Annotated in this window: 25 protein-coding genes and 1 other RNA gene; 14 read left to right on the top strand and 12 right to left on the bottom strand. The window is 68.3% G+C overall.

Going from position 1 to position 25,999, the window contains the following annotated elements; genetic code table 11:
• Nucleotides 1-77: 77 nt before the first annotated feature.
• From murD to murG, 3 genes are all read left to right on the top strand, one after another.
• Complete coding sequence (gene murD / locus ACW177_RS13660) at nt 78-1,568, top strand: UDP-N-acetylmuramoyl-L-alanine--D-glutamate ligase (protein WP_492026228.1); 1,491 nt, start codon at nt 78-80, stop codon at nt 1,566-1,568.
• Entirely contained in the window at nt 1,565-2,743 is a 1,179-nt protein-coding gene (locus ACW177_RS13655; RefSeq protein WP_492026227.1) for an FtsW/RodA/SpoVE family cell cycle protein, read from the top strand. The genes murD and ACW177_RS13655 overlap by 4 nt, the downstream gene beginning before the upstream one ends.
• Nucleotides 2,744-3,190: 447 nt before the next feature.
• Nucleotides 3,191-4,282, top strand: coding sequence for an undecaprenyldiphospho-muramoylpentapeptide beta-N-acetylglucosaminyltransferase (gene murG, locus ACW177_RS13650; protein WP_492026226.1), 1,092 nt, complete (start codon nt 3,191-3,193; stop codon nt 4,280-4,282).
• 44 nt (nt 4,283-4,326) lie between these two features.
• On the opposite strand, the gene ACW177_RS13645 is transcribed toward murG, so the two are convergent.
• Nucleotides 4,327-5,265: an IS110 family RNA-guided transposase gene (locus ACW177_RS13645; protein WP_492025263.1), complete on the bottom strand. Its 939-nt coding sequence runs from the start codon at nt 5,263-5,265 to the stop codon at nt 4,327-4,329.
• Between the two features lie 328 nt (nt 5,266-5,593).
• On the opposite strand from ACW177_RS13645, the gene ACW177_RS13640 reads away from it, so the two are divergent.
• Nucleotides 5,594-6,745 (top strand): mechanosensitive ion channel family protein, encoded by a 1,152-nt coding sequence (locus ACW177_RS13640; RefSeq protein ID WP_492026225.1) that lies wholly within the window; start codon nt 5,594-5,596, stop codon nt 6,743-6,745.
• Here the strand turns inward: ACW177_RS13640 and ACW177_RS13635 are convergent.
• The 6 genes from ACW177_RS13635 to ACW177_RS13610 form a co-directional block, all read right to left on the bottom strand.
• Complete coding sequence (locus tag ACW177_RS13635) at nt 6,696-7,109, bottom strand: surface-adhesin E family protein (protein ID WP_492026224.1); 414 nt, start codon at nt 7,107-7,109, stop codon at nt 6,696-6,698. The genes ACW177_RS13640 and ACW177_RS13635 overlap by 50 nt on opposite strands.
• The gene (locus ACW177_RS13630) at nt 7,106-10,543 is read right to left on the bottom strand and encodes an AAA family ATPase (protein ID WP_492026223.1); all 3,438 of its coding nucleotides are present in this window, start codon (nt 10,541-10,543) and stop codon (nt 7,106-7,108) included. The genes ACW177_RS13635 and ACW177_RS13630 overlap by 4 nt, the downstream gene beginning before the upstream one ends.
• A gap of 12 nt (nt 10,544-10,555) precedes the next feature.
• The gene (locus tag ACW177_RS13625; RefSeq protein ID WP_492026222.1) at nt 10,556-11,158 is read right to left on the bottom strand and encodes a thioredoxin domain-containing protein; all 603 of its coding nucleotides are present in this window, start codon (nt 11,156-11,158) and stop codon (nt 10,556-10,558) included.
• Between the two features lie 3 nt (nt 11,159-11,161).
• On the bottom strand, nt 11,162-11,809 hold the full coding sequence (locus ACW177_RS13620; protein WP_492026221.1) for a DsbA family protein: 648 nt from the start codon (nt 11,807-11,809) through the stop codon (nt 11,162-11,164).
• Nucleotides 11,810-11,940: 131 nt separating this feature from the next.
• On the bottom strand, nt 11,941-12,183 hold the full coding sequence (locus ACW177_RS13615) for a hypothetical protein (protein WP_492026220.1): 243 nt from the start codon (nt 12,181-12,183) through the stop codon (nt 11,941-11,943).
• A 51-nt stretch (nt 12,184-12,234) separates the two neighbouring features.
• Complete coding sequence (locus tag ACW177_RS13610; protein WP_492026219.1) at nt 12,235-12,786, bottom strand: DUF721 domain-containing protein; 552 nt, start codon at nt 12,784-12,786, stop codon at nt 12,235-12,237.
• A 21-nt stretch (nt 12,787-12,807) separates the two neighbouring features.
• Between ACW177_RS13610 and mutY the strand changes: the two genes are divergently transcribed.
• Entirely contained in the window at nt 12,808-13,869 is a 1,062-nt protein-coding gene (mutY, locus tag ACW177_RS13605; protein WP_492026218.1) for an A/G-specific adenine glycosylase, read from the top strand.
• Nucleotides 13,870-13,878: 9 nt separating this feature from the next.
• On the opposite strand, the gene ACW177_RS13600 is transcribed toward mutY, so the two are convergent.
• The 4 genes from ACW177_RS13600 to tkt all read right to left on the bottom strand — a co-directional run bounded on the left by ACW177_RS13600 (nt 13,879) and on the right by tkt (nt 20,317).
• Entirely contained in the window at nt 13,879-14,985 is a 1,107-nt protein-coding gene (locus ACW177_RS13600) for a site-specific DNA-methyltransferase (RefSeq protein WP_492026217.1), read from the bottom strand.
• A gap of 493 nt (nt 14,986-15,478) precedes the next feature.
• A protein-coding gene (locus ACW177_RS13595; protein ID WP_267515012.1) for an IS630 family transposase occupies nt 15,479-16,421 on the bottom strand; the annotation gives its coding sequence in 2 pieces (ribosomal slippage) (nt 15,479-16,084 and nt 16,086-16,421; 942 coding nt in all).
• Nucleotides 16,422-16,992: 571 nt separating this feature from the next.
• Nucleotides 16,993-18,189: a formate-dependent phosphoribosylglycinamide formyltransferase gene (purT, locus tag ACW177_RS13590; RefSeq protein WP_492026216.1), complete on the bottom strand. Its 1,197-nt coding sequence runs from the start codon at nt 18,187-18,189 to the stop codon at nt 16,993-16,995.
• A 178-nt stretch (nt 18,190-18,367) separates the two neighbouring features.
• On the bottom strand, nt 18,368-20,317 hold the full coding sequence (gene tkt, locus ACW177_RS13585; RefSeq protein ID WP_492028124.1) for a transketolase: 1,950 nt from the start codon (nt 20,315-20,317) through the stop codon (nt 18,368-18,370).
• 138 nt (nt 20,318-20,455) lie between these two features.
• Between tkt and ACW177_RS13580 the strand changes: the two genes are divergently transcribed.
• The 9 genes from ACW177_RS13580 to ACW177_RS13540 all read left to right on the top strand — a co-directional run bounded on the left by ACW177_RS13580 (nt 20,456) and on the right by ACW177_RS13540 (nt 24,431).
• A complete protein-coding gene (locus tag ACW177_RS13580) occupies nt 20,456-20,761 on the top strand; it encodes a hypothetical protein (protein WP_492026215.1) in 306 nt (101 codons plus the stop codon).
• Nucleotides 20,761-21,081 (top strand): cell division protein ZapA, encoded by a 321-nt coding sequence (locus ACW177_RS13575; RefSeq protein ID WP_271163521.1) that lies wholly within the window; start codon nt 20,761-20,763, stop codon nt 21,079-21,081. Before ACW177_RS13580 ends, ACW177_RS13575 begins: the two co-directional genes overlap by 1 nt.
• Before the next feature lie 50 nt (nt 21,082-21,131).
• Nucleotides 21,132-21,294: non-coding RNA, 6S RNA (gene ssrS, locus ACW177_RS13570), on the top strand.
• Nucleotides 21,295-21,506: 212 nt separating this feature from the next.
• On the top strand, nt 21,507-22,052 hold the full coding sequence (locus ACW177_RS13565) for a 5-formyltetrahydrofolate cyclo-ligase (protein ID WP_492026214.1): 546 nt from the start codon (nt 21,507-21,509) through the stop codon (nt 22,050-22,052).
• A 37-nt stretch (nt 22,053-22,089) separates the two neighbouring features.
• Entirely contained in the window at nt 22,090-22,332 is a 243-nt protein-coding gene (vapB, locus tag ACW177_RS13560; RefSeq protein ID WP_492026213.1) for a type II toxin-antitoxin system VapB family antitoxin, read from the top strand.
• Nucleotides 22,333-22,343: 11 nt separating this feature from the next.
• Nucleotides 22,344-22,742: a PIN domain-containing protein gene (locus ACW177_RS13555; protein WP_492026212.1), complete on the top strand. Its 399-nt coding sequence runs from the start codon at nt 22,344-22,346 to the stop codon at nt 22,740-22,742.
• Nucleotides 22,739-23,560, top strand: a complete 822-nt coding sequence (locus tag ACW177_RS13550; protein ID WP_492026211.1) for a TIGR00282 family metallophosphoesterase — start codon at nt 22,739-22,741, stop codon at nt 23,558-23,560. The genes ACW177_RS13555 and ACW177_RS13550 overlap by 4 nt, the downstream gene beginning before the upstream one ends.
• Nucleotides 23,561-23,610: 50 nt before the next feature.
• Nucleotides 23,611-24,078 carry a hypothetical protein gene (locus tag ACW177_RS13545; protein WP_492026210.1) on the top strand — a complete coding sequence of 156 codons (468 nt, stop codon included), beginning with the start codon at nt 23,611-23,613 and terminating at the stop codon, nt 24,076-24,078.
• Entirely contained in the window at nt 24,078-24,431 is a 354-nt protein-coding gene (locus tag ACW177_RS13540; RefSeq protein ID WP_492026209.1) for a BlaI/MecI/CopY family transcriptional regulator, read from the top strand. The genes ACW177_RS13545 and ACW177_RS13540 overlap by 1 nt, the downstream gene beginning before the upstream one ends.
• Here the strand turns inward: ACW177_RS13540 and ACW177_RS13535 are convergent.
• On the bottom strand, nt 24,383-25,948 hold the full coding sequence (locus ACW177_RS13535; RefSeq protein WP_492026208.1) for an alkaline phosphatase D family protein: 1,566 nt from the start codon (nt 25,946-25,948) through the stop codon (nt 24,383-24,385). The genes ACW177_RS13540 and ACW177_RS13535 overlap by 49 nt on opposite strands.
• Nucleotides 25,949-25,999: the final 51 nt, after the last annotated feature.

Here is a 25,999-nt window from a genome sequence, read left to right as displayed (position 1 = left end):
GTCGGCGCGCTCTGCGGACACACCGGGCGTATGGATCCTCGCCACAAGGGCGAGGATGACGGTGTGAGAGATCTGAGATGATCCCCGTTCCCGGTTTCGAGGGCAGGCGGGTCGCGGTCTTCGGCCTGGGACGGTCGGGGATCACGGCGGCGCGCGCGCTGAAGGCCGGGGGCGCGACGCCCATCCTGTGGGACGACGGCGTCTCGGGTCGGCTTCAGGCCCAGGCCGAGGGGTTCGTGGTCGAGGATCTGACGACCGCCGACTGGTCCGGCTTCGCTGCCCTGGTGCTGTCGCCCGGCGCGCCCCTGACCCATCCCAAGCCGCACTGGACCGTGGACAAGGCGCGCGAGGCGGGCGTCCCCGTGATCGGCGACGTCGAACTGTTCGCCCGCGCCATCGCCGTCCTGCCGCAAGGCCGGCGCCCGAAGGTGGTGGCGATCACCGGCACCAATGGCAAGTCCACGACGACGGCCCTGATCGGCTGGGTGCTGCAACAGGCGGGCCTGACCGTCTATGTCGGCGGCAATATCGGCATCGGGGTGCTGGCCCTGCCTGAACCGACGCCGGGCGCCGTCTACGTGATCGAGGTCTCCAGCTATCAGCTGGATCTGACGACCAGCTTCACGCCGGACGTGGCGATCCTGACCAATGTCTCGCCGGATCATCTGGACCGGCACGGCGGCATGGAGGGCTATGTCGCGGCCAAGCGGCGGATATTCCAGGCGCAGGGGCCGGAGGCTGTGGCGCTCGTCGGGATGGACGAGGACTGGGGGCGGGGGATCGTCCGCGACTTGGCCTCGCGTGTTCTGACCATTTCTTCCGCTCATCCCGGCGAAAGCCGGGACCCAGTGCTTTCGTCAGGACCCGATGCCGGGGATCAGCGTGCCGCCGCATCGCAACCGCTGGAGCGCCCAAAGGACTGGGTCCCGGCTTTCGCCGGGATGAGCGGAATAGAGGTGCGATCAACGTCGATAGAGTCGGAAGGCGTGGTCCTGGCCGACCTCTCCGCCGCCCGCTCGCTCCCCGGCCGGCACAACGCCCAGAACGCCGCCTTCGCCTATGCCGCCGCCCGCGCCCTGGGCGTATCGCATGACGCCGCCGTCAAAGGCCTGCTGACCTTCCCCGGCCTGGCCCACCGGATGGAGGCCGTCGGCCATATCGGTCCGGTGCGCTTCATCAACGACTCCAAGGCCACCAACGCCGACGCCGCGCGTCAGGCCCTGTCCTCCTATCCCAAGGTTTTCTGGATCGCAGGCGGCAAGCCCAAGGACGGCGGCATCGACGACCTGACCGACCTTTTCCCGCGCGTGGCCAAGGCCTATCTGATCGGCGACGCCGCTGAGGCGTTCGCCACCACACTGGCCGAGGTTCCGCACGTCATCTCGAAGACCATGGACGCCGCCGTCGCCGCAGCCGCCGCCGACGCCCTGGCTGCGGGCGGGGATCAGATCGTGCTATTGTCGCCCGCCTGCGCCAGTTTCGACCAGTACCCCGACTTCGAGGTGCGGGGTGAGGCGTTCCGCGCCGCCGTGCTGGCCCTCGGCGCAACCCCGGAGACAGCCCGATGAGCGCCTCCTACACCCCCGCCTTCTCGCGCAACGACCAGAGCCCCGTCGCCCAGTGGTTCTGGACCGTGGATCGCGGCCTGCTGGGCGCGGCCCTGGCGCTGATGGGGCTTGGCGTGGCGCTCAGCTTCGCTTCCAGCCCGGCCGCCATCCTGGCCGATGAATCGATCACCGACCCCTTCCACTATTCGTGGCGGATGATGGTTTTCTCGGGCCTCGGCCTGACCCTGATGCTGACCAGTTCGCTGCTGTCCCCGCGCGGGGTGCGCCGCATCGCCGTCCTGGCCCTGTTCGGGGCCATACTGGTGATGATGGCCCTGCCGTTCATCGGCGATACGGTGAAGGGCGCGGCGCGCTGGGTCAATTTCGGCCCCTTCAGCCTGCAACCGTCCGAGTTCGCCAAGCCTGGCCTGATCGTCTTCGCCGCCTGGATGTTCGCCGAGGCGCAGAAGGGGCAGGGGGTGCCCGGCGTCACCATCGCCTTCGGCTTCTACGCCCTGACCGTCTGCCTGCTGCTGATCCAGCCGGACATCGGCCAGACCCTGCTGATCACCACCACCTTCATGGCCGTCTTCTTCATGGCCGGGGTGCCTTTCAAATGGATGGCGGTCCTGGCCAGCGCCGGCATGGCGGGCCTGGTGTCGCTCTACTTCGTCTTCGGCCACATGCGCGACCGCCTCAGCCGCTTCTTCTCGCCCGAGACCACCGACACCCACCAGATCGACGCCGCGTCGGAGGCCATTCGCGCCGGGGGCCTGGTCGGGCGCGGCGTGGGCGAGGGGGTGATGAAACGTCACGTCCCCGACCTGCACACCGACTTCATCTATTCGGTCGGCGCCGAGGAATTCGGCCTGGTGCTCAGCCTGATCATGATCGGCCTGTACGCCTTCATCGTGGTGCGAGGGATGCGTCGGGCGATGAAGCTGACCGACCCGTTTGAGCAGACGGCGGCGGCGGGTCTGTTCATGCTGATCGGGCTTCAGGCCTGTATCAATGTGGCGGTGAACCTGAACCTGATCCCGACCAAGGGTATGACCCTGCCCTTCATCAGCTACGGCGGCTCGTCCATGCTGGCCATGGGCCTGACCATGGGCTTCGCCCTGGCCCTGACGCGGCGTCGGCCGGGGGCCTATGAACCGGGCGCCAGCCTGGCGCGGCCTGGGCGGCGGCTGCTGTAAGCGGCTCTCTTCTTTCGTCATCCTCCGGCAAGCCGCGTCTTCGCGGCGCAGACCGGGGGACCCAGCGGCGCCGAAGGCGATGCAGCCGCCGCTGGCTGTTTGACGCCCGTATCCGCGACAGGTTCGCGCTATCGCGCGCCGCTGGGTCCCCCGATCTCGCTACGCTCGTCGGAGGATGACGAAAGAGGGGAGCTCAAACGCGCGCAATCTGGATCGCAAATCTGCGCCTTATCAAGGCGCTGACCCCACCGAACCGCCTTCTCCCTACCACTCCCGAAAACCGTGCCATCCTGTCGCCCTCGAAGGTTCAGGGCTAAAGGCGTGGTTTCAGACAAAGCAGAATGCAGTGGCGGTTTGGCGGTTTGTCACCCTGTTTTTACGACACGCCCCCGTGCCCATGCAGACAATAAAGACTATGCAGACCCTGACTTTCGGAGACCGTCACTGATGTCCAAACTCTGCGTCGTCGCCGCCGGTGGAACCGGCGGTCACATGTTCCCGGCCGAAGCCCTGGCGCGGGAGCTGATCGCGCGGGGCTGGCGGGTGGTGCTGGCGACCGATCATCGCGGCGAGCAATACGCCCATGCCTTCCCCGCCGAAGAGCGGCTGGCCCTGGATGCGGCGACCGGCTCTGGGCCGCTGGGTCTGATCAAGGCGGGGGTTCAGATCTTCAAGGGGGTGATGCAGGCGCGCGGGGCCTTCGACCGGCTGGGCGCGGACGTGGTCGTCGGCTTCGGCGGCTATCCGTCGGCTCCGGCCCTGGTGGCGGCGGTGACGTCGCAACGCCCGACCGTCATTCATGAGCAGAACGCGGTCCTGGGCCGCACCAACCGCACCCTGGCCCCCTATGTCGGCGAGGTGGCCTCGTCCTTCCCGACGCTGGAGCGGGCGCCGGCCAAGGTGCAGGGCCGCTCGCACGTCGTCGGCTCGCCCGTGCGGGCCGAGATCCGCACCCTGTTCGACCGCCCCTATGTCGCCCCCGTCGAGGGCGGGCCCATCCATGTGCTGGTGACCGGCGGCAGCCAGGGGGCCCGCATCCTTTCGGAGACCACGCCCCGCGCCCTGGCGGCCTTGCCGGAGGCCCTACGTCGTCGCCTGAAGGTGCAGCAGCAGTCGCGGCCCGAGACCCTGGAGACCGCCCGTCAGATCTATCTGGAAGCCGGGATCGAGGCCGAGGTCGCCCCCTTCTTCCGCGACATGGCCGAACGGCTGTCCAAGGCGCATCTGGTCGTCGGCCGTTCGGGCGCCTCGACCTGCGCGGAACTGGCGGTCGCGGCCCTGCCGTCGGTCCTGATCCCGCTGAAGATCGCTATGGACGACCACCAGCGCCTGAACGCCAAGGCCCTGGTCGATGCCGGCGCGGCGGAGATGGTGCTGGAAGACGATCTGACGGTTCAGGGCCTGACCGCGACGCTGGAGGGATTGCTGTCCGATCCGGCGCGTCTGGCCGCCATGTCTGCGGCGGCGCGGTCGGTGGCCATCCCCGACGCGGCCGAACGGCTGGCCGATCTGGTGGAGGCGACGGCGGGGCGCTCATAATGTCTGGAGGGAGCGCGCGAAGCGGGGTGGAGCAACTGTGTTTGTCAGTGGGTTGCGATCCTCCATTCGGAACGGTCGCGGACGACGGCGTTGAGCAGGGTCATCAGCTTGTTGATCAGGGCGACAAGGATGACCTTTCCGGGTTTTCCCTTTGCGGCGAGGCGCTGTTTCATAGCGGCCAGGACAGGGTTGTGGCGGGCCCCGATCAGGGCGGCCATATAGGCGACGTTGCGGACCACGGCGCGTCCGCCTCGGATCATGCTTCGGCCCTTCAAGGATCCGCTCTGGCGGTCATAGGGGGCGACGCCGACGAGGGCGGCGATCTGCTTGTGGCTCAGCCGACCAAGTTCGGGCAGGTGGGCCATCAGGGTCCAGCTCAACACCGGGCCGACGCCGGGGACCGAGCGCATCAACCTGTCGCGTTCGGCCAGGTCGGGATCGGCGGCGACGGTGGCGGCCAGACGCTTCTCCAGCAGCACGACGTCGGCCTTCATCCGGTTCAGGCGGCGGGCGGCCATGCGGCGCAGCATTGGGTCGCGCACCTGTTCGACCTGATTGCGGACCCGAACCTGTTCCTCGCACAGGGCGCGGCGGGCATCGACCAACTCAGCCAGAGCCTGGGCGCGGGCGTTGGGCTCCACCGTCCGTCCCGGCAGGGTCTGGACGAAGCGGGCGATCAGTTGGGCGTCGATCAGATCGGTCTTGGCCTTCAGGCCCAGAACACCCGCGAAGGCGCGCACCCGACCGGCCTCCACCCGCCGCACCGCTAGGCCGGCCTGCGTCAAGGCCTCGACCAGGTCCCGTTCGTAGCCGCCCGAAGGCTCCAGCCCGACGGCTTCAGGCCTGATCGTCTGGAGTTGGTCGATCAAGGCGCTCCAGCCCGCCCGATCATTGCTCACCGACCAGACCTCGCCCGTCGTCAGGGCGACATCCAGCCTCGCCTTGCTCACATCAATGCCGACAAACACTCTATCCTGTGTCATCTTGCGACCCTTCCTTGCCAGTGCGGGATCCTCGTCCCGTGCAACTGTTCGGGTTTGGAAGATCACAGCCTGACCCAGGCTCCGTCACGGTCTCTCGACCAGGGGGTATACGGGTTCAAGGCCGCGGCGGGCGGCTGCGTGAACAGCCGCCCGCATCCACATTCAATCACAATGCCAACACACAAGGGGTTTTGAACGCTCCACAGACTTCCGCGATGCGCTGAAGGGCCCCTCCGTCACGGCGCTAAGATGCGCCGCGCCACCTCCCCATCGCTTCGCGACAGGGAGGAGACCTCAACCCTTGTGGCCCTGATGCGTTAAGACGCTCATGCCTCCCGAAATCATCGCCGTCACCCGCCAGATTCGCGCCCTGTGGCATCAGTTCGACTGGCTGCCCGAATGGGCGGTTATCGGACTGGTCCTGCTGGTTTTCGTGGGTGGCGGCTGGCTGACGCACAAGATCGTCTTCGCCATCCTGCGCCGGGTCGTGAAGAACAAGGACGTCTTCTGGCGCGGGGCGGTCGAACGCGCTCGTGTCAAGCTGCGCGTCCTGATCATCATCATCGGCATCGGCATCGGCGTGACCGTGTCGCCGATGGACCCCGCGCCGTCCCAGGATATCCGCAATGTCCTTCAATTCCTGTTCGTCCTGACCCTGGGCTGGTTGGCCTCAGGCCTGCTGGACATGTGGTCGGTGATGCACCTCAAGCGGTACAATGTCGCCGTCGAGGACAATCTGCTGGCGCGCAAACACCTGACCCAGACCCGCATTCTGCAGCGGGTGGCCAAGGTGATCCTCTTCATCGTCACCGTCGGCTTGGCCCTGATGACCATCGCCGGCTTCCGCCAGTGGGGCGTCAGCCTTCTGGCCTCGGCCGGTGTGGTCGGCATCATCGCCGGTCTGGCTTTGCAGCCGATCCTGACGAACATGGTCGCCGGCATCCAGATCGCCCTGACCCAGCCGATCCGCCTGGACGACGCCGTCATCGTCGAGAACGAGTGGGGCAATATCGAGGAGATCACGGCGACCTATGTGGTGGTCAAACTCTGGGACTGGCGCCGGATGGTTCTGCCCCTGTCCTATTTCATATCCACGCCGTTCCAGAACTGGACCAGAGAGAACGCGCGCCTGATCGGTACGGCCTTCTTCTACGTCGATTACGAGGCGCCGATTGACAAGCTGCGCACGGCCTTCGAGGGCATCGTCAAGTCGTCCAAGTTGTGGGACGGCGATGTTCAGGTGATGCAGGTCACGGACATCACCGAGCGGGTGCTTCAGGTCCGCTGCCTCGCCAGCGCACGGTCCGCCCCGATCGCCTTCGACCTGCGCTGCGAGATCCGCGAGAAGCTGATGGCCTTCATGCGCGACCAATGCCGCGAAGCTCTGCCGCGCGACCGCCTGGAATGGCCGCAGGGGGAAGAGCGGCCGGTCAGTCCGCCAGCGCCGCCTGCCCCCGACGGATTGCTTCGTCCAGCCTGAGCGGCTCGCGAGCAGGGACATGTCTGCACGCCACAGCCAGCAGCTCCGCCGCGTCGCCGCCCGCAGCCGCCGCATAGGCCGGGGCGGGGTCCGCAGTCGCGGGGCCTTCGGTTCCGTCTTCGCGCAGGGACGCGAAGTCGAGCCGATCCGCCGTGTGCGCGCGGCAGTCGAAGGCCCAGCGGGACCAGCCGCCGACATAGGTCACATCCCCGACCTTGAACCCCGCCTCCGTCACCTGAAGTTCGCGCATCCGGGCCGTATCGCCCTCCCGCTCGATGGAGGCGACATCGGCATAGATGGCGAACCGACCGACCCCGGTTTCGACCAGTTGGGGATCGGCAAAGGCGAGCAGCAGGGCGATCACGCGACCAGTTTCTCCGCCTGGTGCAGATCCACGCTGACCAGCTGGCTCATGCCGCGCTCGGGCATGGTGACGCCGTACAGCCGGTCCATCCGGCTCATGGTCACCGGGTTATGGGTGATGACGATGAAGCGGGTGTCCGTCCGCGACCGCATCTCGTGCAGCATCTTGCAGAACCGGTCCACGTTCGCGTCGTCGAGCGGGGCGTCCACCTCGTCCAGCACGCAGACGGGGGCGGGGTTGGCCAGGAAGACGCCGAAGATCAGGGCCGCCGCCGTCAGGGCCTGTTCGCCGCCCGACATCAGGCTCATGACCGATAGCCGCTTGCCGGGGGGGCAGGCGTATATCTCAAGGCCCGCTTCCAGCGGATCGTCGCTCTCGACCAGTTTCAGCTCGGCCTGGCCGCCGTCGAACAGGGCTTCGAACAGGGCCTTGAAGTTGGCGTTGATGACGTCGAAGGCGGCGATCAACCGCTCGCGCCCCTCGGCGTTCAACTCGTCGATACCGTCGCGCAGCTTGGCGATGGCCTGGGTCAGGTCGATCCGTTCCGACTTCATGCTGTTCAGCCGGTCGCCGTATTCGGTCGCTTCGTCCTCGGCGCGCAGGTTGACGGCGCCCAGGGCCTCGCGCTCGCGCTCCAGCCCGTACAGCAGGCTCTCGGCGCCGGCGGCGTCGGGTGGGCGGGCAACGGCCTCGTCGGTCAGCTTGCGGGCCAGGTCTTCCGGCGACATCTGGGCGGTCTCGCGCAAGGTCGCCTCGGCCTCGGTCAGCTTCTCGGCGGCAGCTTCGGCGCGGGCGGCCAGACCGGCGCGGGCTTCGCGAGCCTGGGACGCGGCGGCGTCGGCGGCGCGGGCGGCGCGGTCAGCCTCCGTCGCTGCGGTCTCGGCTGTGGCCATGGCGTCGGACGAGGCCTGTTTGCGCTGTTCGGCGGCGGTCAGAGTGTCGAGCAGCTTGCTGCGCTGTTCCGCGAAGCCCTGGGGCGCGACCTCGGCCTGTTTCAGCTGGGCGGCGGTCCGCTCGGCGTCCTTGGCCAGGGTGGAGACGCGGGCGGTGCTGTCCTTGGACCGGGCGATCCAGCCGTCGCGGGCGCGGGTCAGGCTGCCCAGACGCTGTTCGCGGCCCTGGCGGTCGCGGGCCTCGGCGTCGCGGTCCGACCGGGCGGTCTGGGCGGCGATGCGAGCCGCGTCGGCGGCGGTGCGGGCGGCGGTCAAGTCGTCGCGCAGGCCGGTCACGGTTTCGGATGGGGCGTCGACGGTCTGTGCGGCGGCCAGAGCGGCCTCGGCCTCGGCCACCTCGGCGGTCAGGCGCGCCAAGGCTTCGTCCAGCGCCTGGGCGCGGGCCTCGCGCCGGGTCTGGTCGCGCATCAGGCTTTCGACGCGGTCGCGGGCGGCGGTGACGGCCTTGTCGAGGGCGAAGGGTTTCAGGCGGGCGGTCTTGACCGTCTCCTCGGCCGCGCGGAAGGCCTCGACCGTGGCCTTCTGCTGGGCCTGCGCCTGCTCCAGCGCCGGTTTGCCCTTGTCGATCTCGGCTTCCAGCTCTGCCAGGCGGGTGCGTTGGGCCAGGCGGACGGCGGCGGGGCGGGGCGCTTCCGCCCGGCTGACAAAGCCGTCCCAGCGGAACAGGTCCCCCTCGAGCGTCGCCAGACGGGCGCCGACCGGCAGGGTGCGGGCCAGCTCAGCCGCCTGGCCGCGGGGCGCGACGCCGCACAGGGCCAGGCGGGCGGCCAGTTGCTCGGGGGCCTGGACATGATCGGACAGGGGCTCGACCCCGGCGGGCCAGACCGGCGGGCGGGGCTCGGCGCCGCCCCAGTAGGCGGCGGCGCGGGCGTCCAGTGCGGCGTCGAGGTCTTCGCCCAGGGCGGCGGCGAGGGCGGCCTCATAGCCCCGGTCGGCGCGGACCTTGTCGAGGGCGGGCGGATGGTCGCGCTTGCCGCCGACCAGCAGCTGGGCCAGGCCGCGCGCCTCGGTCTGGAGCCGACCCAACCGGTCCTCGGCGGCGCGGGCGGCGGTGCGGGCTTCTTGCTCGGCGCGGGCCAGGTCGCCGCGCTTGGCCTCTGCGGCCTCGACGGCTTCGCGGGCGGCGGTCAGCTCGGCCTGGGCGGTCTCCAGCGCCTGGCGAGCGGTCTCAAGCTCGGGCGTTTCCAACGGGCCCAGGGCGTCGCGTTCGCGCTGGGCCTGGTCTCGCTGGGCGACGACGCGGGACAGGCGGGTTTCGGCGTCGCGGCGGCGGGCGGCCTCGGCGTTGGCGCGGGCCTCGACGGCGGCGAGGGTTCCGGCCAGGCGTTCGACCTCGGCGTCAGCGGCCTTGCGGGCGTCCTCGGCGGCGGCCAGGGCCTTGTCCAGTTCGGGGCCGCGTTCGGGGGCGGCGGCGATCTCGGCCTGGAGACGGGTCAGTTCGTGGTCCAGCCGGTCCAGTTCGCGCCTGGCGTCGGCGGCCATATTGGTCTCGCGCTCAGTATCCGCGGCGATGCGGGCGGCCTCGGTCTTGAGGCGGTCCACCTCGGCGCGGGCGGCCTGTTCAGCCATGTCGAGGCGGTCGCGCTCCAGGCTGGCGCGGTGCAGCAGGGCGGAGGCGACGGCGTCCTCCTCCCGCGTGGGCTTCAGCGCCTCCTGGGCGGCGAGGGCGGTGGTCTGGGCGGCGGCGGCTGCGGTCGTCGTCTCGGCCACGGCGCGGTCGGCGGCGCGAAGCTCCTCCGCCGAAGTCTCGGCCGCCAGCCGGGCGTCGTTCCAGCGGGCGTAGAGCAGGGCGGCCTGAAGGGCGCGGATCTCGGCGGAGATCTTCTTGTATTTCTCGGCCTGGCGCGCCTCGCGCTTCAGCCGGTTCAGCGCGGTTTCCAGCTCGCGGCCGATGTCGTCGAGGCGGTCCAGATTGGTCTCGGCGGCCTTCAGTCGCAGCTCGGCTTCGTGGCGACGGGTGTGCAGGCCGGCGACGCCGCCCGCCTCTTCCAGAATGCGGCGGCGGTTCTGGGGCTTGGCGGCGATCAGTTCCGAGATCTGACCCTGGCGGACCAGGGCGGGGGAGTTGGCGCCGGTCGAGGCGTCGGCGAACAGCAGCTGGACGTCGCGGGCGCGGACCTCCTTGCCGTTGATCCGGTAGGTCGAGCCCTGGCCCCGATCAATGCGGCGCGAGACCTCCAGCACGGGGCTGTCGGTGAAGGGCTGAGGGGCGCGACGCTGGGCGTTGTCGATGGTCAGCTGGACTTCGGCGTGGCTGCGCGGAGGGCGTCCCGCCGCGCCGGCGAAGATGACGTCGTCCATGCCCTGGCCGCGCATGGCCTTGGCGGAGTTGGCGCCCATGACCCAACGCAGGCTTTCAAGAACGTTGGACTTGCCGCAGCCGTTGGGGCCGACGATGCCGGTCAGGCCGGATTCGATATGCACCTCCGCCGGATCGACGAACGACTTGAAGCCGACGAGCCGGAGGCGCTGGAATTGCATCGGTCCTGGCGTTTACCGGCGCAGCAGCGGGTCGATGGCGGCCGAGAGGGCCTCCAGCGAATGGTCGGCGACGGGCTTGCCGTTGACGAAGAAGCTGGGCGTGCCCGCGACGCCGGCTTGCTGCGCGCCTTCGATCTGGGCCTGAAGCGCGGCGCCGGTGGCGGGGTCGCTGAGGCAGGTCTCGATCTGTTCGCGCGTCTTGCCGCTGGCGGCGAGGCCGGCGTCGAACCAGGGCTTGGCGCCGGTGGTGCGCAGATTGGCCTGGTCGCGCATGAAGACCTCGGCCACGTCGAAATAGCGGCCGGGCGCGGCGCAGATGGCCACGGCCGCAGCGGCGGCGGCGACATTGGCTGGGGCGGTCGGCAGGTTGCGATGGACCAGCCGGACCTTGCCCGTGTCGATGTAGCGCGCCTTGAAGGCCGGCAGGACGTCGTTGTGGAAGTCGGCGCAGTGCGAGCAGGTGAAGCTGGCGTATTCGATCACCGTCACCGGCGCGTCGGCTCGACCCAGGACATGATCCTGGGCCGTCACGGGCGGCGGGGGCTCGGCGGCGAAGGCCGGCCCCGCCAGCGCGGCGGTCAGGAGGGCGAAGGAGAGGACGGCGCGCCGGATCATGGCTTATTTCGCCAGTTCGGCGTCGATGGCGGCCGAGAGGTCAGGCAGGAGCGTGCCCTCGCTGCTGCCAGGGGTGATGACCTGGGTCCCGTTGACGTAGAAGGCGGGGGTGCCGGTCACGCCCTCGGTGCGGGCGGCCTGGACGCGGGTCTCCATGGCGGCGACGGCGTCCTTGTCGGTGACGCAGTCGTTGAACTGCTGCTCGGACATGCCGGCGGCCTGGGCCGTGCGCAGCAGCCAGTCGCGCGGCGTCGAGGTCAGCATCTCCTGCTGGGTGGCCATCAGCTGGTGGACGACGTCGAAATACTTGTCAGGGCCGGCGCAGCGGGCGACCAGGAAGCCGGCGGTGGCGGCGTCGACCGGCGGGGTCGGCAGTTCGCGGAAGACGTAGCGCACCTTGTTGGTGTCGACGTATTTGGCCTTGAACGCCGGCCAGGTGTTCTTCTGCCACAGGGCGCAGTGGGGGCAGGTGACCGAGGCGTATTCGACCACGGTGACCTTGGCGCCTTCCGGCGCGCCCATGCCCATGTCACCCTCGACCGCGCCCTTGGAGCCGCCGCCGCAAGCGGCCAGGGCCATGGTGGCCATGGCGGCGCCGGTGATGGCCGCACGGCGGCTCATGCGGGCGAAGCGGGTTTCGAAGTTGGCCATGGGACTTCCTTGGTCGGAGCGTTGCCGGATATTTGCGCGATTCTCTCGGAACCACGGAACGCTCGATTAGTCGAGAATGGGTGCGGCTTTTTCCGGGCCGCCAGTGTCTGATAACGCGAAGTTCGCGACGATCAAAGATCGTTGTTCCTACGTCGTTCAGGTCGTTTCAGATCGCGATGGAGCAGCAGCTCGATAAGGGTCGATCCGACCGAGACGATAAGGGCGAAAATGACGCCGGCGGGCGCCTTGTCCATCAAGGTCGTATCGAGGGGGATGAGGATCGCCGCGATGGTGAAGCCAATTCCCGCGCCCAGGAATGAGCCGATAAAAACCTTGAACCAATAGGCCTTTCGATTCTTGCTGTGTCGAACCATCAGCTCATTTCCTTCGCCCAGGTCGCAGAAGGTTTCCGCAGCGAAGATTTGTCAATCGCGGTCGTTCGATCGGGACAGGGTGGCGCGGCCCAGGCGGGCCAGGGCGGCGCGGAGTTCGTCGGGGACGTCGGCGATGGAGGCGGTCAGATCGGCCTCGGCCTGGGCGGCCAGGGGCGGGGGTTTGACGGCGCGTTTGGGGCGGGCGGCGGCCTCGGTCAGGGGTTTGACCGGCCCCTGGGCAATGCGGAGGCGGTCCACCGAACCGGCGCCGAGGAACAGGTTCACGCGGGCCAGGATGTCTTCGGACTGGTGCTGGACCAGAAGGGCGGCGGCGCCGGCGACGCGCAGCTCCAGCACGCCGGGCTGGCCGGCCTTGCCCTTGGTCAGTTTCTGGGGGCGGGTGACGCGGGCCAGGCGGTCGCCGACGATCTCGCGCCAGCGGGGCTCCAGCGCGCCGGCGCCGCGGCCGAACTTCTCGTCCAGCTTCTTGATCAGGGGCGTCAGGGCCTGGCCGGCGCGCGGGGCCGGGCGCGGCGCCGGGCGGGTGCGGCGGCGCGACAGGATCTCGCGGACCTCGGCGTCTGTGGGCAGCGGGCGGCGCATGGGGCTATATAGCGCCATCTCATGCCCCCAGTCTCTCCCAACGTCTCTCTGATCCGTTCCGAATTGCTGGCCTGGTACGACGGCCATGCCCGCAGTCTGGCGTGGCGCGCGCCGCCGGGGGCGGAGGGGCGGACCGAGCCCTATCGGGTCTGGCTGTCGGAGGTGATGCTGCAGCAGACCACGACGCCGCACGCGACGCCGTATTTCCTGAGTTTCACCGCCCGCTGGCCGACGGTGTCGGACTTGGCGGCGGCCGAGGACTGGGAGGTCATGGCCGCCTGGGCGGGGCTGGGATATTACGCCCGGGCTCGCAATCTGCTGGCCTGTGCGCGGGCCGTGGCGGGCGAGCATGGGGGCGTGTTTCCGGATACGGAGGCGGGCCTGCTGGCCCTGCCGGGGGTGGGCGCCTATACGGCCGCGGCCGTGGCGGCCATCGCCTTTGATCGCCCGGCCAATGTGGTGGACGGCAATGTCGAGCGGGTCATGGCGCGGCTGTTCGCGGTCGATACGCCGGTTCCGGCCGCGCGGCCCGAACTGAGGCGTTTGGCGGGTCTGTTCGTCACCGATGAGCGACCCGGGGATTGGGCTCAAGCGCTGATGGATCTGGGGGCGACGGTGTGTCGGCCCAAGTCGCCGCTGTGCGGCCAATGTCCGGCGGCGGACCAGTGTCTGGGCCGGGCCGGCGGGAGCCCCGAGCGGTTCCCGGTAAAACTGAAGAAGGCTGAGCGTCCACATCGTCGGGGGGTGGCCTTCGTCATGATCGATCCCGACGGACAGGTGGCGCTGGAGCGGCGGCCGGACAAGGGGCTGCTGGGCGGGATGCTGGGGCTGCCGACCAGCGACTGGAGCGCCGCGCCCGATTCGACGCCGCCGGTCGCGGCCGACTGGCGCGAGGCGGGGGCGGTCGAGCATGTCTTCACCCATTTCAGCCTGACCCTGACGGTGCGCGTGGCGCGGGTCGAGGCGGGTGGCGACTATCAGTGGCTGGCGCTCGAGCCGGCGCGGGCCGCCTTGCCGACGGTCTTCGCCAAGGCCCTGGATCGTGGGGCGCTGGATCGGGCCGGCGAACCGGCCCTGATCTGAGGCCGCCGCCTATTGCATCCCGGCGCGGACCTCGGCGCGGAGGGCGTCGATGGATTTCAGGCCCTGGTCGGTCTTGAAGCGCCAGTAGGTCCAGCCGTTGCAGGCGGGGGCGTTCTCGAACAGGGCGCCGAGCTTGTGGATCGAGCCGGTCATGGAGCCGGACACCAGGGAGCCGTCGGCGCGGACGCGGGCTTCGCGTTCGCCCTTGGGGCAGTACAGACGGTCGCCGGGGTGCAGCAGGCCGGCCTCGACCAGGGCGCCGAAGGGCACCTTGGGCTCGGCGCGCTTGGAGCCCATGACGGCCAGGTCTTCGGGATTGGCGGGAATGACCGAGGCGATGCGGGTCTCGGCGACCTCGGCATAGGTCTCGTCACGCTCGATGCCGATGTAGTGACGACCCAGGCGTTTGGCGGCGGCGCCGGTGGTGCCGGTGCCGAAGAAGGGATCGAGCACGACGTCGCCGGGACGGGTGGCTGACAGCAGCACGCGGTGCAGCAGGGCCTCGGGCTTCTGGGTCGGATGGGCCTTCTTGCCGTCCGCGTCCTTGATCCGCTCTTCGCCGGTGCACAGGGCGAAGGTCCAGTCCGAACGCATCTGGGTGTCTTCGTTGAAGGCCTTCAGGGCGTCGTAGTTGAAGGTGTAGCGCTTCTGTTCGCGCGACCGGGCGGCCCAGATCAGGGTCTCGTGGGCGTTGGTGAACCGGGTGCCCTTGAAGTTCGGCATCGGGTTGGACTTGCGCCAGATGATGTCGTTCAGCACCCAGAAGCCCAGGTCCTGGATCGCCGCGCCGAGGCGGAAGACGTTGTGATAGGAGCCGATCACCCAGATCGAACCCTCGGGCTTCAGCACCCGACGGCATTCGGTCAGCCAGGCGCGGGTGAAGGCGTCGTATTCGGCGAAACTGTCGAACTTGTCCCAGTCGTCGTCGACGGCGTCGACCTTGGAATTGTCGGGACGCAGCAGGTCGCCGCCCAGCTGGAGATTATAGGGCGGGTCGGCGAAGACCATGTCGACCGAGGCGTCGGGCAGGCTCTTCAGCACGGCGATGCAATCGCCACGGTGAATGACGTCCCTGTCCACAGCGGGAGCCAGAACGGGGGTCTTCAGATCGGACATGGGACGCGGCCTCGAAACAGTGAGACGGGCATGGTGAATCCTTACCGTTAAGGCAGTGTTGATTCCGACGATTTCCTTGCGGGCGTGAATACAGGCGAGCGGAGGCGCCGACGCGCTTTCGCTGCGAAGTGTGGCCCATCGCGAGTGGAGGGCAGGACGGAGCGCCGGGCCTCGCCCGGAGTGATTTAGTTTTTACCGTTTCGACGAAGACAGACGCTCCGCGCGCATGGTGTTTCTGCCGGCCGGGGATATTGAAGCGGCAGTTGTGATGCCTCTTCCCCAAGGCCTGCGACGGGTCGGCGATCCCTGCGAAGGACCGTCCCGAGTGCGACCGGGTTCCTAACCCCGTGTCCTCCGCCGACGTTTCTGCGCGGGATGAGCCCACCGATGCACCGTCATGCGGCGCGAGGGAATCCCACCCCCGCCCCCGTTCCATACGCTCCCGCCGCCGCAAGGTCGCAGGCCTTACGAGCCCTCCTAGAGCGTGATTCCTTCACACGGAACCGTATCCTGAGTTGACGAGGTAGTTCGCACATTCGGCGGGGCTGAAGAGATTGATGATCTCTCCGGCCTTTCGCCACGTGGCTTCAATGGTTCTGGGCTGGGCGTTGCGCATGAGGTGTTTGAGCTTGGCGAAGACCTGTTCGATGGGGTTCAGGTCGGGGGAGTAAGGGGGCAGGAAGATCATGTGTGCGCCTTTGGCCCTGACAGCGGCGCGGGCGGCCTTGCCCTTGTGACTGCCGAGGTTGTCGAGGACGACGACGTCGCCAGGCGACAGGGTCGGAGCCAGTATTTTCTCGATGTAGACGAGGAAGATCGCACCGTTGATCGGACCATCGATAACCCAGGGCGCGTCGATCCGGTCATGGCGCAGGGCGGCGATGAAGGTCAGGGTTTTCCAGTGACCGAAGGGCGAGTGGCCCTTCAAGCGTCGCCCCCTCGGCCCCCAGCCGCGCAAGGGCGCCATGTTGGTCTTGACCCAGGTCTCGTCCAGGAACACCAGTCGCGACGGGTCGATCCGCCCCTGATGCGCCTTCCAGCGTGCGCGGCGGCGCGCGACGTCAGGCCGGGCCTGCTCCTCAGGCAGCAGTGTTTTTTTTGAAGCTCAGTCCTTCAGCGTGCACGAACACCCACACCGCTCGAGGGCCGGTCTTGATCCCGCGCGCGGCAAGTTCGGCCGTCAGTCCTCTGAGCGTGAACGGCCCTGAGGCGATGCGGGTGCGCAGCCATTCGGCGCAGTCTCCTGACAGCGTGCGAGGCTTGTGGCCGCCGACCTGGCCCGGCGCCACCGAACCTGTCTCTCCAACTCGCTTCGTCCACTTGGACACGCAAGACGGACTGATCCGAAGCGCCGCCGCGATCTCCCGGTGTGTCTCGCCCTCCGCCTTACGCGCCAACGCTCGCTCACGAAGATCCATCGAATAAGGAGCCGTCATCCGGGCTGGCCTCCCATCCAGCACGGATGTTGAATCAGATCACCGCAAACTTGGGAATCCCGATTCCGTCAAAGCGAGCCATGCTCTAGCGACGAGACCGGGGGTATTATGCGGGGGTTTTGGAGGGTGGTTGGAAGAGGGGGGTGAGATTTCTGTAAGGGGTTGGAATCGTTGGGGTGGAGGCAGCGTCATTGTGCGCGCTCGATCCCATCTTTCGTCATTCCGGGCGGAGGGCCGCTTGGCCCGCAGACCCGGAACCCAGCGGCGCCGAAGGCGAAATCCGTAAGCCGCAGGATGTGGGAACAGCGAGTCCGCGACAGGTTCGCGCTCACGCGCGCCGCTGGGTTCCGGGTCTCCGCTGCGCTTCGCCCGGAATGACGAAAGAGGGGCGTCACCTCCCCGCGCGCGAAGGCGCGTGGGGAGGACAGGTCGCGCTTGCGACCAGGAGGGGGCGACTCTGGCGGTGGTGATGACCCTTGCCAGCTTCCGACACCGAGTCGCCCCCTCCTGGCGTTCGCTGACGCTCCCGCCTGTCCTCCCCGTTCGCCTTCGCGAACGGGGAGGTGACTGTTTAGCCGCGCACCACCTTGACGCATCCCGCGGCTTCGCGGGCGCGGGTGCGGGCTTCGTCGGTGTCGGCGCCGCGGGCGACAGCGACGCCCATGCGGCGGCGGTCGAAGGCTTCGGGTTTGCCGAAGAGGCGCAGGTCGGCGGTGGGGACGGAGAGGGCGGAGGCGACGCCTTCGAAGGCGATCCCTTGCGCCACCATGCCGCCGTAGATGACGGCGCTGGCGGCGGGTTCGCGCTGGGTGACGTCGACGGGCAGGCCCAGGATGGCGCGGGCGTGGAGGGCGAACTCGCTCAGGGTCTGGCTGGCCAGGGTGACGAGGCCGGTGTCGTGGGGGCGGGGCGAGACCTCGGAGAACCAGACCTGGTCGCCCCTGACGAACAGTTCGACGCCGAAGACGCCGAGACCACCCAGGGCGTCCGTGACCTTGCCGGCGATGTCTTGCGAGGCGGCGAGCGCAGCGGGGGTCATGGCCTGGGGCTGCCAGCTTTCGACATAGTCGCCCTTGACCTGGCGGTGGCCGATGGGGGCGCAGAAGTCCGTGCGGGTCGAGCCGTCGGCGGCGCGCGAGCGGACGGTCAGAAGCGTGATCTCGAAATCGAAGTCGATGCGGCCCTCGACGATGACGCGGGCGGTTTCGACGCGGCCGGCGGACTGGGCATAGGTCCAGGCGTCGGCGATTTCGTCGGGGCTTTCGACGAAGGATTGCCCCTTGCCGGACGAGGACATGACCGGCTTGACGAAGTTGGGGTAGCCGACGGTCTCGGCGCCGGCGGCCAGTTCCTCGGCCGAACCGGCGAAGGCGTAGGGGCTGGTGGGCAGGCCAAGCTCTTCGGCCGCGAGACGGCGGATGCCCTCGCGGTTCATGGTCAGCTGGACGGCGCGGGCGGTGGGGATGACCACGGCGAGGCCGGCGGCCTCGATATCGGCCAGGACCTCGGTGGCGATGGCCTCGATCTCGGGCACAATGATGTGCGGGGCCTCGGCCAGGATCACGCCGTTCAGCACCTGGGGGTCGGTCATCGGGATGACGTGGCTGCGGTGCGCGACCTGCATGGCGGGGGCGTTGGGGTAGCGGTCGACGGCGATGACCTCGACGCCGAGCCGTTGCAGCTCGATGGCGACCTCCTTGCCCAGTTCGCCGGAGCCGAGAAGCATGACGCGGACGGCGGTGTCGGAGAGGGGGGTGCCGAGTTTCATCGTCTGCTCCAACGTCCCTTCTCCCCCTGCGGGAGAAGGTGGCCCGGAGGGCCGGATGAGGGGTCGGTGGAGGGGCGCCGCGGCCGGCGTGACCCCTCGCCCGACCGCGCCAGGACGACGGCTGCGCCGCCGTGCGCGGTCTCCCTCTCCCGCAGGGGGAGAGGGAGATGAAGAGAGATTACAGCCGGGCTTTGACCGCCGCGACGACGGCGTCGGCGGTGATGCCGAACTTGTCGTAGAGAACTTCGGCGGGGGCGGAGGCGCCGAAGCCGGTCATGCCGATGAAGGCGCCGTCTTCGCCGATGAACCGTTCCCAGCCTTGCTTGATGGCGGCCTCGACGGCGACGCGGATCGTGCCGCGGCCGATGACCGAGGCCTGGTAGGCGGCGTCCTGTTGTTCGAACAGTTCGACACAGGGGACGGAGACGACGCGGGTCGGGACGCCTTCGGCCTCAAGGGTTTCGGCGGCCTTGAGCGCCAGGGCCAGTTCCGTGCCGGTGCCGAACAGGGTGGCCTTGGCCTCGCCCGAAGCGGCCTTGATCTCATAGGCGCCCTTGGCAGACAGGTTTTCCGTGCCCGCGACGGTGCGGACGGCCGGGGTCTTCTGGCGCGACAGGGCCATGGCCGAGGGGGTGGTCTTGGTCTCCAGCGCGATCTTCCAGCATTCCATGGCCTCGACCGTGTCGGCGGGGCGGAAGACCAGCAGGTTGGGGATGGCGCGCAGGGCGGCCAGGTGTTCGACCGGCTGGTGGGTGGGGCCGTCCTCGCCCAGGCCGATGGAGTCGTGGGTCAGGACGTGGATGGCGCGGACCCCCATCAGGGCGCCCAGACGGATGGCCGGGCGGCTGTAGTCCGAGAAGACCATGAAGGTGCCGCCGTAGGGGATGATCCCGCCGTGCAGGGCCAGGCCGTTCATGGCGGCGGCCATGCCGAACTCGCGGATGCCCCAGTTGACGTAGCGGCCCTCATAAGACGGCGCGTCAAGGATGGGGGTGCCGGCGACGAAGGTGTTGTTCGAGCCGGTCAGGTCGGCCGAGCCGCCGACCAGTTCGGGGATGGAGGCGAAGATCTGATCCAGGGCGGCGCCCGAGGACTGGCGCGTGGCCTGGGCAGGCTGGGTTTCGATCAGTTCGGCGATCTTGGCGTTCAGGGCGTCGAAGGCGCTTTCCGGCAGGTCGCCCTTCATGGCGCGGGTGAAGTCGGCGGCCTGGCCGGAGGCGGACAGGCGGGCCTCCCACTTCTTGCGGTCCTTGGCGCCGCGACGACCGACCTTGGCCCAGGCGTCGGCGATGGTCGTCGGCATTTCGAAGGGTTCGTGATCCCAGGCCAGGCCCAGGCGGGTGGCGGCGATCTCGGCGGCGCCCAGGGCGGCGCCGTGGGTCTTGTGGCTGCCTTCCATGGTGGCGGCGCCCTTGCCGATCTTGGTCTTGCAGGCGATCAGGGTGGGCTTGTCCTGACGGGTCGCCCATTTCAGGGCGGCCTTGATCGCGTCCATGTCATGGCCGTCGATGGCCTTGACCGCCCAGCCGGCGGCCTTGAAGCGGGCCTTCTGGTCGGTGGTGTCGGACAGGGAGACCTTGCCGTCGATGGTGATCTCGTTGTCGTCCCACAGGACGGTGAGCTTGTTCAGCCTGTAGCGGCCGGCCAGGGCGATGGCTTCCTGCGACACGCCCTCCATCAGGCAGCCGTCGCCGGCGATGACCCAGGTGCGGTGATCGACAAGATCCTCGCCGTATTTGGCGGCGAGGTGACGCTCGGCCATCGCAAAGCCGACCGAGGTGGCCAGGCCCTGGCCCAGGGGGCCGGTGGTGACCTCGACGCCGGGCATGTGGCCGTATTCCGGGTGACCGGCGGTCTTGGAGCCCCACTGGCGGAAGTTGGACAGTTCTTCCTTGGTCGCGGCCTTGTAGCCGGTCAGGTGCAGCAGGGCGTAGATCAGCATCGAGCCGTGGCCCGCCGACAGGATGAAGCGGTCGCGGTCGGCCCAGTCAGGGCGGCTCGCATCGAACTTCAGAAACTTGGAGAACAGCACCGTGGCGACGTCGGCCATGCCCATGGGCATGCCGGGGTGGCCCGACTTGGCCTGTTCGACGCCGTCCATGGCGAGGACGCGGATGGCGTTGGCCATCTGCTGGGGCGTGGCCTTGGGGGCGGATTTGGCGTCGGTCACGGGGGAAGACCTTTCGGCGGGAGCGGAAATTCAGAAGCGCGCCGCTTTACCCCGGCGCGTCCTCGGGTTCTATACGCAATTTATAAGGAGCGACCGATGGCAGACGCCACGACGGCCGCACGGGCCCGTATCGACCGGGCCCTGGCCGAACTTGAACGCAAGATCCTGGAGTTGAAGGCCCGCCCGGCCTCGGCGCCGACGATCGCCGACGACGACCTGTTCGCACCCCGCGTTGAGAACGGGGCGGATGCGGCGCGGGTGGTCGAGCTGGAGGCCGCCGGGCGCGAGGCGTCGCAGGCCCTGGCCCGGGCGGCGGCGGCGGTGCGCGAGGTGCTGGATCAGGACGACTTTACTGACGACGATCTGGCGGACGACGAAGAGACCGAAAGCGAGGCCCGCTGATGGCGACGGTGACGGTGGAGGTGAACGGCCGACCCTATGCGGTGGGCTGCGCCGACGGGCAGGAGGAGCGGGTCCGCATCCTGGCCAAACAGTTCGACAACCAGGTGCGCCAGGTGGCCCAGGACGTGGGTCATGTCGGGGACCTGCGGCTGTTCCTGATGTCGGCCCTGATCCTGTCGGACGAATTGCACGAGGCGCGGCTGAATCCGGGCGGGGTTCCCGCGCCGCTGGCGGCCCCTGCGCCGCCGACCAGCGACGGGGTGGCCGAGGCGTTGAACGCGGTGGCGGCGCGGATCGAGAAGATCGCCCAAAACATCTGATCACGGTGCTTGAGAAGGCGGGGCGCAGCGCCTATCTTGATTGACGGCGGGTCCTGCTGCGGCCCTCGTCGAAGGCATACATTTCCTCGCGACCTTAATTCACTCAAAGGGATCTGTCTCTGTCCGGGCTCGAGGGCCTGGGCATATGGAGCCCACCTGGCTACCCAGGTTCGAGAGGATTTAAACGCCCTTCACGGTTCTTGCGGCGCCGCCAACTTCTCTCTTTTTTGTCGCTACCGCTCGCGACGCGGCGGCTCGCTGCTTGAGCGCGTTTGTTGTGTCGCTACCGCTCGCGACGCGGTCGCTCGCTGCTTGAGCGGTTTTGGCGCTATCGCTCGCCGCGCGGCGGTTCGCTGCTTGAGCGGGATCGGATGCGCGGGGCATGGTCTCTGTGCGGGACGGGGCGTGGCGTGTAAGTCGGCGGCATGACCCTTGAGAAGCATGAACTCCGGTCGGCCGCCCGCGCGCGGCGCAAGGCTCTGGCCGAGGCCGATCCGATGGCCGCCCGGCGCGCCGCCGACCATGCCGAGGCCCTGCCGCCCGGACAGGTCGTGGCCCTTTACAGCGCCATGGGGTCCGAACTGGACACCGAGGCCCTGGCCGTGGCGCTGGAGGCGGCGGGGCGGCGGCTGTGCCTGCCGGTGGTGCTGGAACGGGACGCCCCGATGATCTTTCGCGCCTGGTCGCCGGGCGAGCCGCTGGAGACGGACGCCGCCGGATGCCCCGCGCCCCTGCCGCTGACGGAGGTGGTGGATCCGGACGTGATCGTCACGCCGCTGCTGGCCTTCGACGCGGTCGGGGGGCGGCTGGGGCAGGGCGGCGGGTTTTACGACCGCACCTTTGCGGCGCGGCCCGAGGTGATCCGGGTCGGCTTCGCCTATGCGGGACAGGCGGTCGAGGTTCTGACACTTGAGGCGCACGACATGCGGCTGCACGGGGTGCTGACCGAGGCGGGGTACCGGGCGTTCTGAGGGATATGCCGTTGACATATCCGTTTATGCGGCGGATATGTCGGTCATGTCAGGACCGCTGAAAGCCACTGTGTTCAAGTCGAACCGTTCGCAGGCGGTGCGGTTGCCCAAGGCCGTCGCCTTTCCGGACGACGTCAAGGAGTTGCGGGTGATCAAGGAAGGCAAAGGCCTTCTGCTCTTGCCCGCAAACGCCGTCTGGGACGACTTTTTCGACCGTCCGGGCATCGACATCGGAGAGCCCGCCGATCCGGTGGACGACAGCGTCGTTTCGTTCGACTGATGCTTGAGACCATGCTGGACACCAGCGTGTGCGTGCGCGCGCTGCGAGACCGTTCGGGCCTGCTTCGCTCGCACTTCAGATCGAGCGCAGACCGGCTTTGCCTTTCGACGATCGCCCTGATGGAGTTGTTTTACGGCGTGACCCTGTCGTCGCAGCCGGATCACCACAAGGCCGAGGTCGAGGACTTTGTTCAGCGGCTGGTGCTGTTGGATTTCGATGATGAGGCGGCGGCCCACGCCGCCGATATCAAGACCTATCTTAAGAGAGCCGGAACACCCATCGGCGCTCACGACACCCTGATCGCAGGCCACGCGCGCAGTCGCGGCCTGCTCTTGCTGACCGGCAACCTGGGTGAGTTTCAACGCGTTCCCGGCCTGCGTTGCCAGGACTGGACGGAGTCTCTGACTTGAGACTGGCATTTTTCGGCGACGTTATCGGCAAGTCCGGCCGCGACGGGATCAGCGATCATCTTCCGGGCCTGAAGCGCGACCTGAAGCTCGACTTCGTGGTGATCAATGCGGAGAACGCCGCCGGCGGCTTCGGCATCACCGAGAATACGGCGCGCGAGCTGTTCATGGCGGGGGCGGACTGCCTGACCCTGGGCAATCACTCGTGGGATCAGCGCGAGGCCCTGACCTATATCGTGCGCGAGCCGCGCCTGATCCGGCCGGCCAACTATCCGCGCCTGATGGATGCGCCGGGGGCCGGGGCCAATCTGTTCGAGACGGATACTGGCCGCACCGTCCTGGTGATGAACGTGCTGGGCCGGGTGCATATGGACCCGATGGACGATCCGTTCGGGGCGGTGGAGCGTGAGCTGGCGGCTGCGCCCATGGGGGCTGTGGCCGACGCGGTGATCGTGGACATGCACTGCGAGGCGACCAGCGAGAAGATGGCCATGGGCCATTTCTGCGACGGGCGGGCCTCGCTGGTGGTCGGCACCCATACCCACGTCCCGACCGCCGACTGCCAGATCCTGCCCGGCGGCACGGCCTATCAGACCGACGCGGGGGGCTGTTGCGACTATGACAGCGTGATCGGCAACGAAAAGGAAGAGCCGCTGCGCCGCTTCACCACCCGGCTGTCGGGCGGGCGATATACGCCCGCGTCCGGTCCGGCGACCATCTGTGGCGTCTTCGTGGAGACCGACGACAAGACGGGGCTGGCGACGCGGATCGAGCCGATCCGGGTGGGAGGGCGGCTGTCGCAGGCGGTGCCGGTTTTGTAGCTTGACGGCGCAGATTACGCGTGTAGTTTCACGAGATTACGAACGTAATCTTGGAGAGCATCATGTCACGTGCCTATCTCGTTGTGCCGGCGTCCGTTTCGCTGATCGGCATGTCTTCGCCCGCCTTCGCGGCCTCTGACTTTACGGCGGCGACGGTGTTTTTCGAGGCGGCGATTCCGATCAAGCTGATGATGCTGATGCTCTGCGCATCGATGGTCGCTGCAGTTGTAATCACAGGGCGCAAACTGCTGTCGCCAAATATCAGCGGCGGCTCAGCCTATTTGGCCGCCCTACGTTTCGCCGGTCCCTTGTTGGGTCTCTTGGGGGCCGGTCTAAATGCCCTGTTCGGGTTCCTCGCCATAGCCGGCCTGGGGCGCTCGGTTCCGTTCGAAGTGCTGGCGCCGGGGCTGGCGGAAGCGACCCTGGTCTTGGTGCTCGGGCTTCTCGCCGGCGTGGTGGCGGTGGCGTGCAACTGGGCGGTCGATGCTCGAATTGACCGCGCCGTTCTGAACGCCTGATGCTGCGCGCTGCGATCACCGAAGCCGAAAGCGCGGTCATGGCCGCGCTTTGGCGGAGGGGAGCCTTGTCCCCCAAGGCCTTGCTCGAGGAAGTCCGAAAGGAGCAGCCGTGGGGCGACGCCACCATCAAGACCTTGCTGAACCGGCTGATGCGCAAGGAGATCATTCGATCCGACAAGACGTCGGGCGTTCTGGTCTATGTTCCCCAGGTCAGCCGGGAAGACTATCTCGACTATGAGGTTCAGGCGTTCGTCGATCGTCTGTTCGAAGGTGATCGCGAACGCCTGGTGCTTTACCTCAAGGATCAGGCCGCCGTCAGCGTGTTCGATCCCGCCTCGACCACCATGGTCTGACGGGTCGTCAGCACGCCCGAGCGGTCCGAGACCTTGTCGAGCACCTTGAACTGGGTGGTCCAGAGGTCGGGCGTGGCCTCGCAGACCAGATAGCCGCGCTGGGTGTTGCGGAACTTCAGCTGGGGGTTGGCCGAGAGGAAGCGGTCATAGTCCGAGCCGCGGTCCGAGCCGTCGCCGCCGGAGCTGATCGAGGTCGAGACGAACTCGACCGCGATGGGGGCGCCCTCGGGCTGGCTGCCGTCCAGCCACAGGCCGCCAGCGTAGTTCTGATGCTCGTCGCCGGTCAGGACCACGACATTGTCGATGCGCCGGTCACGGATGTGGCGCAGCAGACGGTTGCGGGGCACGCGATAGCCGGCCCAGCTGTCGGTGTTGATCCCCTGGCCGCCCGAGGTGTTGCGGTTCAGATCCATCATCATGATCTGCTGGGCCAGGGCCTTCCAGCGGGCTTTCGAACGGTCGAGGTTGGTCAGCAGCCAGGCTTCCTGGGCGTCGCCCAGCACCTGGGCCGCCGTCGCCTCTATGCCCGGGCAGGTTGAGTTGAAGCGGTCGTTGCAGGGCTGGTCCGTGCGGTACTGGCGGGTGTCGAGGAAGGCGATGTCCAGCAGGTCGCCGTACTGGGCGCGTCGATAGGCCTGCATGGCCACGCCGCGCGGGAAGGCCGACTTCCGCATCGGCATGAACTCGTAGAAGGCCTGCATGGCGGCGGCGCGGCGCAGGTCGAAGATTTCGGGCGGGACGCCCTCTTGGTCGATGTCGCCGACCCAGTTGTTGTCGACCTCATGGTCGTCATAGGTGCAGAACCAGGCGGCCGAGGCGCGCGAGGCCTGTAGGTCCGCATCCATGGTGTATTGCGAGTAGCGGCGGCGGTAGTCGTCGAGGCTGTAGATTTCGCCGCCCAGGTGGACGCGGGTGTTGTCCTGGGGGCCGGCGCCGGACTGATAGATGGGGTTGCCCCGGCCTTCGTAGATGTAGTCGCCGTAGCAGAAGATGAAGTCGAGATCCTCTTCCGCCATCTTGCGGTGGGCGGTGTAGTAGCCGCTTTCGTAGGCTTGGCAGCCGGCGACGCCGAAGCGGACGGCCGAGACGGAAACGCCGGCCAGGGGGGCGGTCTTGGCGCGACCGACGGCGCTGCGTTCGGTCCCGCACTGGAAACGGTAGAAATAGGGGCGGGCGGGCTCGAGCCCCTCGACCTCGACATGGACGGAGTGGCCCAGTTCGGGCCGGGCGATCGTCTCGCCCGACCGCACGACGGTGCTGAAGCCGCGGTCGGCGGCGACTTCCCATTTCACGGCGACGGGCGCCCTGGGCATGCCCGAGCCGTAGGCGACAGGGTCAGGCGCCAGGCGCGTCCAGATGACGAAGCCGTCGGGCAGGGGATCGCCGGCCGTCACGCCCAACCGGAAGGGGTTCGCGTCGAAGACGGCCTGGGCCAGGGCGGGGCCGGTGTTCGACAGGGCCAGGCCGCCGCCGAAGGCGGCGAGCATGGAACGGCGGGAAAGGGCGAGTTTGGTCATCGAAAATCCCCGAACTGAAGCCCGGCTCTATCGCGGCGATGTGACAGATTT

The organism is Brevundimonas sp. AVps23W (genome assembly GCF_058681395.1).
Note: the sequence above shows the minus strand (reverse complement) of the source record. Positions and strands in the feature narration are given on the sequence as shown.

Coding starts and splice junctions, on each gene's coding strand:
- murD (WP_492026228.1), top strand. CDS start 78: ATGATCCCCGTTCCCGGTTTCGAGGGCAGGCGGGTCGCGGTCTTCGGC.
- ACW177_RS13655 (WP_492026227.1), top strand. CDS start 1,565: ATGAGCGCCTCCTACACCCCCGCCTTCTCGCGCAACGACCAGAGCCCC.
- murG (WP_492026226.1), top strand. CDS start 3,191: ATGTCCAAACTCTGCGTCGTCGCCGCCGGTGGAACCGGCGGTCACATG.
- ACW177_RS13645 (WP_492025263.1), bottom strand. CDS start 5,265: ATGACACAGGATAGAGTGTTTGTCGGCATTGATGTGAGCAAGGCGAGG.
- ACW177_RS13640 (WP_492026225.1), top strand. CDS start 5,594: ATGCCTCCCGAAATCATCGCCGTCACCCGCCAGATTCGCGCCCTGTGG.
- ACW177_RS13630 (WP_492026223.1), bottom strand. CDS start 10,543: ATGCAATTCCAGCGCCTCCGGCTCGTCGGCTTCAAGTCGTTCGTCGAT.
- ACW177_RS13625 (WP_492026222.1), bottom strand. CDS start 11,158: ATGATCCGGCGCGCCGTCCTCTCCTTCGCCCTCCTGACCGCCGCGCTG.
- ACW177_RS13620 (WP_492026221.1), bottom strand. CDS start 11,809: ATGGCCAACTTCGAAACCCGCTTCGCCCGCATGAGCCGCCGTGCGGCC.
- ACW177_RS13615 (WP_492026220.1), bottom strand. CDS start 12,183: ATGGTTCGACACAGCAAGAATCGAAAGGCCTATTGGTTCAAGGTTTTT.
- ACW177_RS13610 (WP_492026219.1), bottom strand. CDS start 12,786: ATGCGCCGCCCGCTGCCCACAGACGCCGAGGTCCGCGAGATCCTGTCG.
- mutY (WP_492026218.1), top strand. CDS start 12,808: ATGCCCCCAGTCTCTCCCAACGTCTCTCTGATCCGTTCCGAATTGCTG.
- ACW177_RS13600 (WP_492026217.1), bottom strand. CDS start 14,985: ATGTCCGATCTGAAGACCCCCGTTCTGGCTCCCGCTGTGGACAGGGAC.
- purT (WP_492026216.1), bottom strand. CDS start 18,189: ATGAAACTCGGCACCCCCCTCTCCGACACCGCCGTCCGCGTCATGCTT.
- tkt (WP_492028124.1), bottom strand. CDS start 20,317: ATGGCCAACGCCATCCGCGTCCTCGCCATGGACGGCGTCGAACAGGCC.
- ACW177_RS13580 (WP_492026215.1), top strand. CDS start 20,456: ATGGCAGACGCCACGACGGCCGCACGGGCCCGTATCGACCGGGCCCTG.
- ACW177_RS13575 (WP_271163521.1), top strand. CDS start 20,761: ATGGCGACGGTGACGGTGGAGGTGAACGGCCGACCCTATGCGGTGGGC.
- ACW177_RS13565 (WP_492026214.1), top strand. CDS start 21,507: ATGACCCTTGAGAAGCATGAACTCCGGTCGGCCGCCCGCGCGCGGCGC.
- vapB (WP_492026213.1), top strand. CDS start 22,090: ATGTCGGTCATGTCAGGACCGCTGAAAGCCACTGTGTTCAAGTCGAAC.
- ACW177_RS13555 (WP_492026212.1), top strand. CDS start 22,344: ATGCTGGACACCAGCGTGTGCGTGCGCGCGCTGCGAGACCGTTCGGGC.
- ACW177_RS13540 (WP_492026209.1), top strand. CDS start 24,078: ATGCTGCGCGCTGCGATCACCGAAGCCGAAAGCGCGGTCATGGCCGCG.
- ACW177_RS13535 (WP_492026208.1), bottom strand. CDS start 25,948: ATGACCAAACTCGCCCTTTCCCGCCGTTCCATGCTCGCCGCCTTCGGC.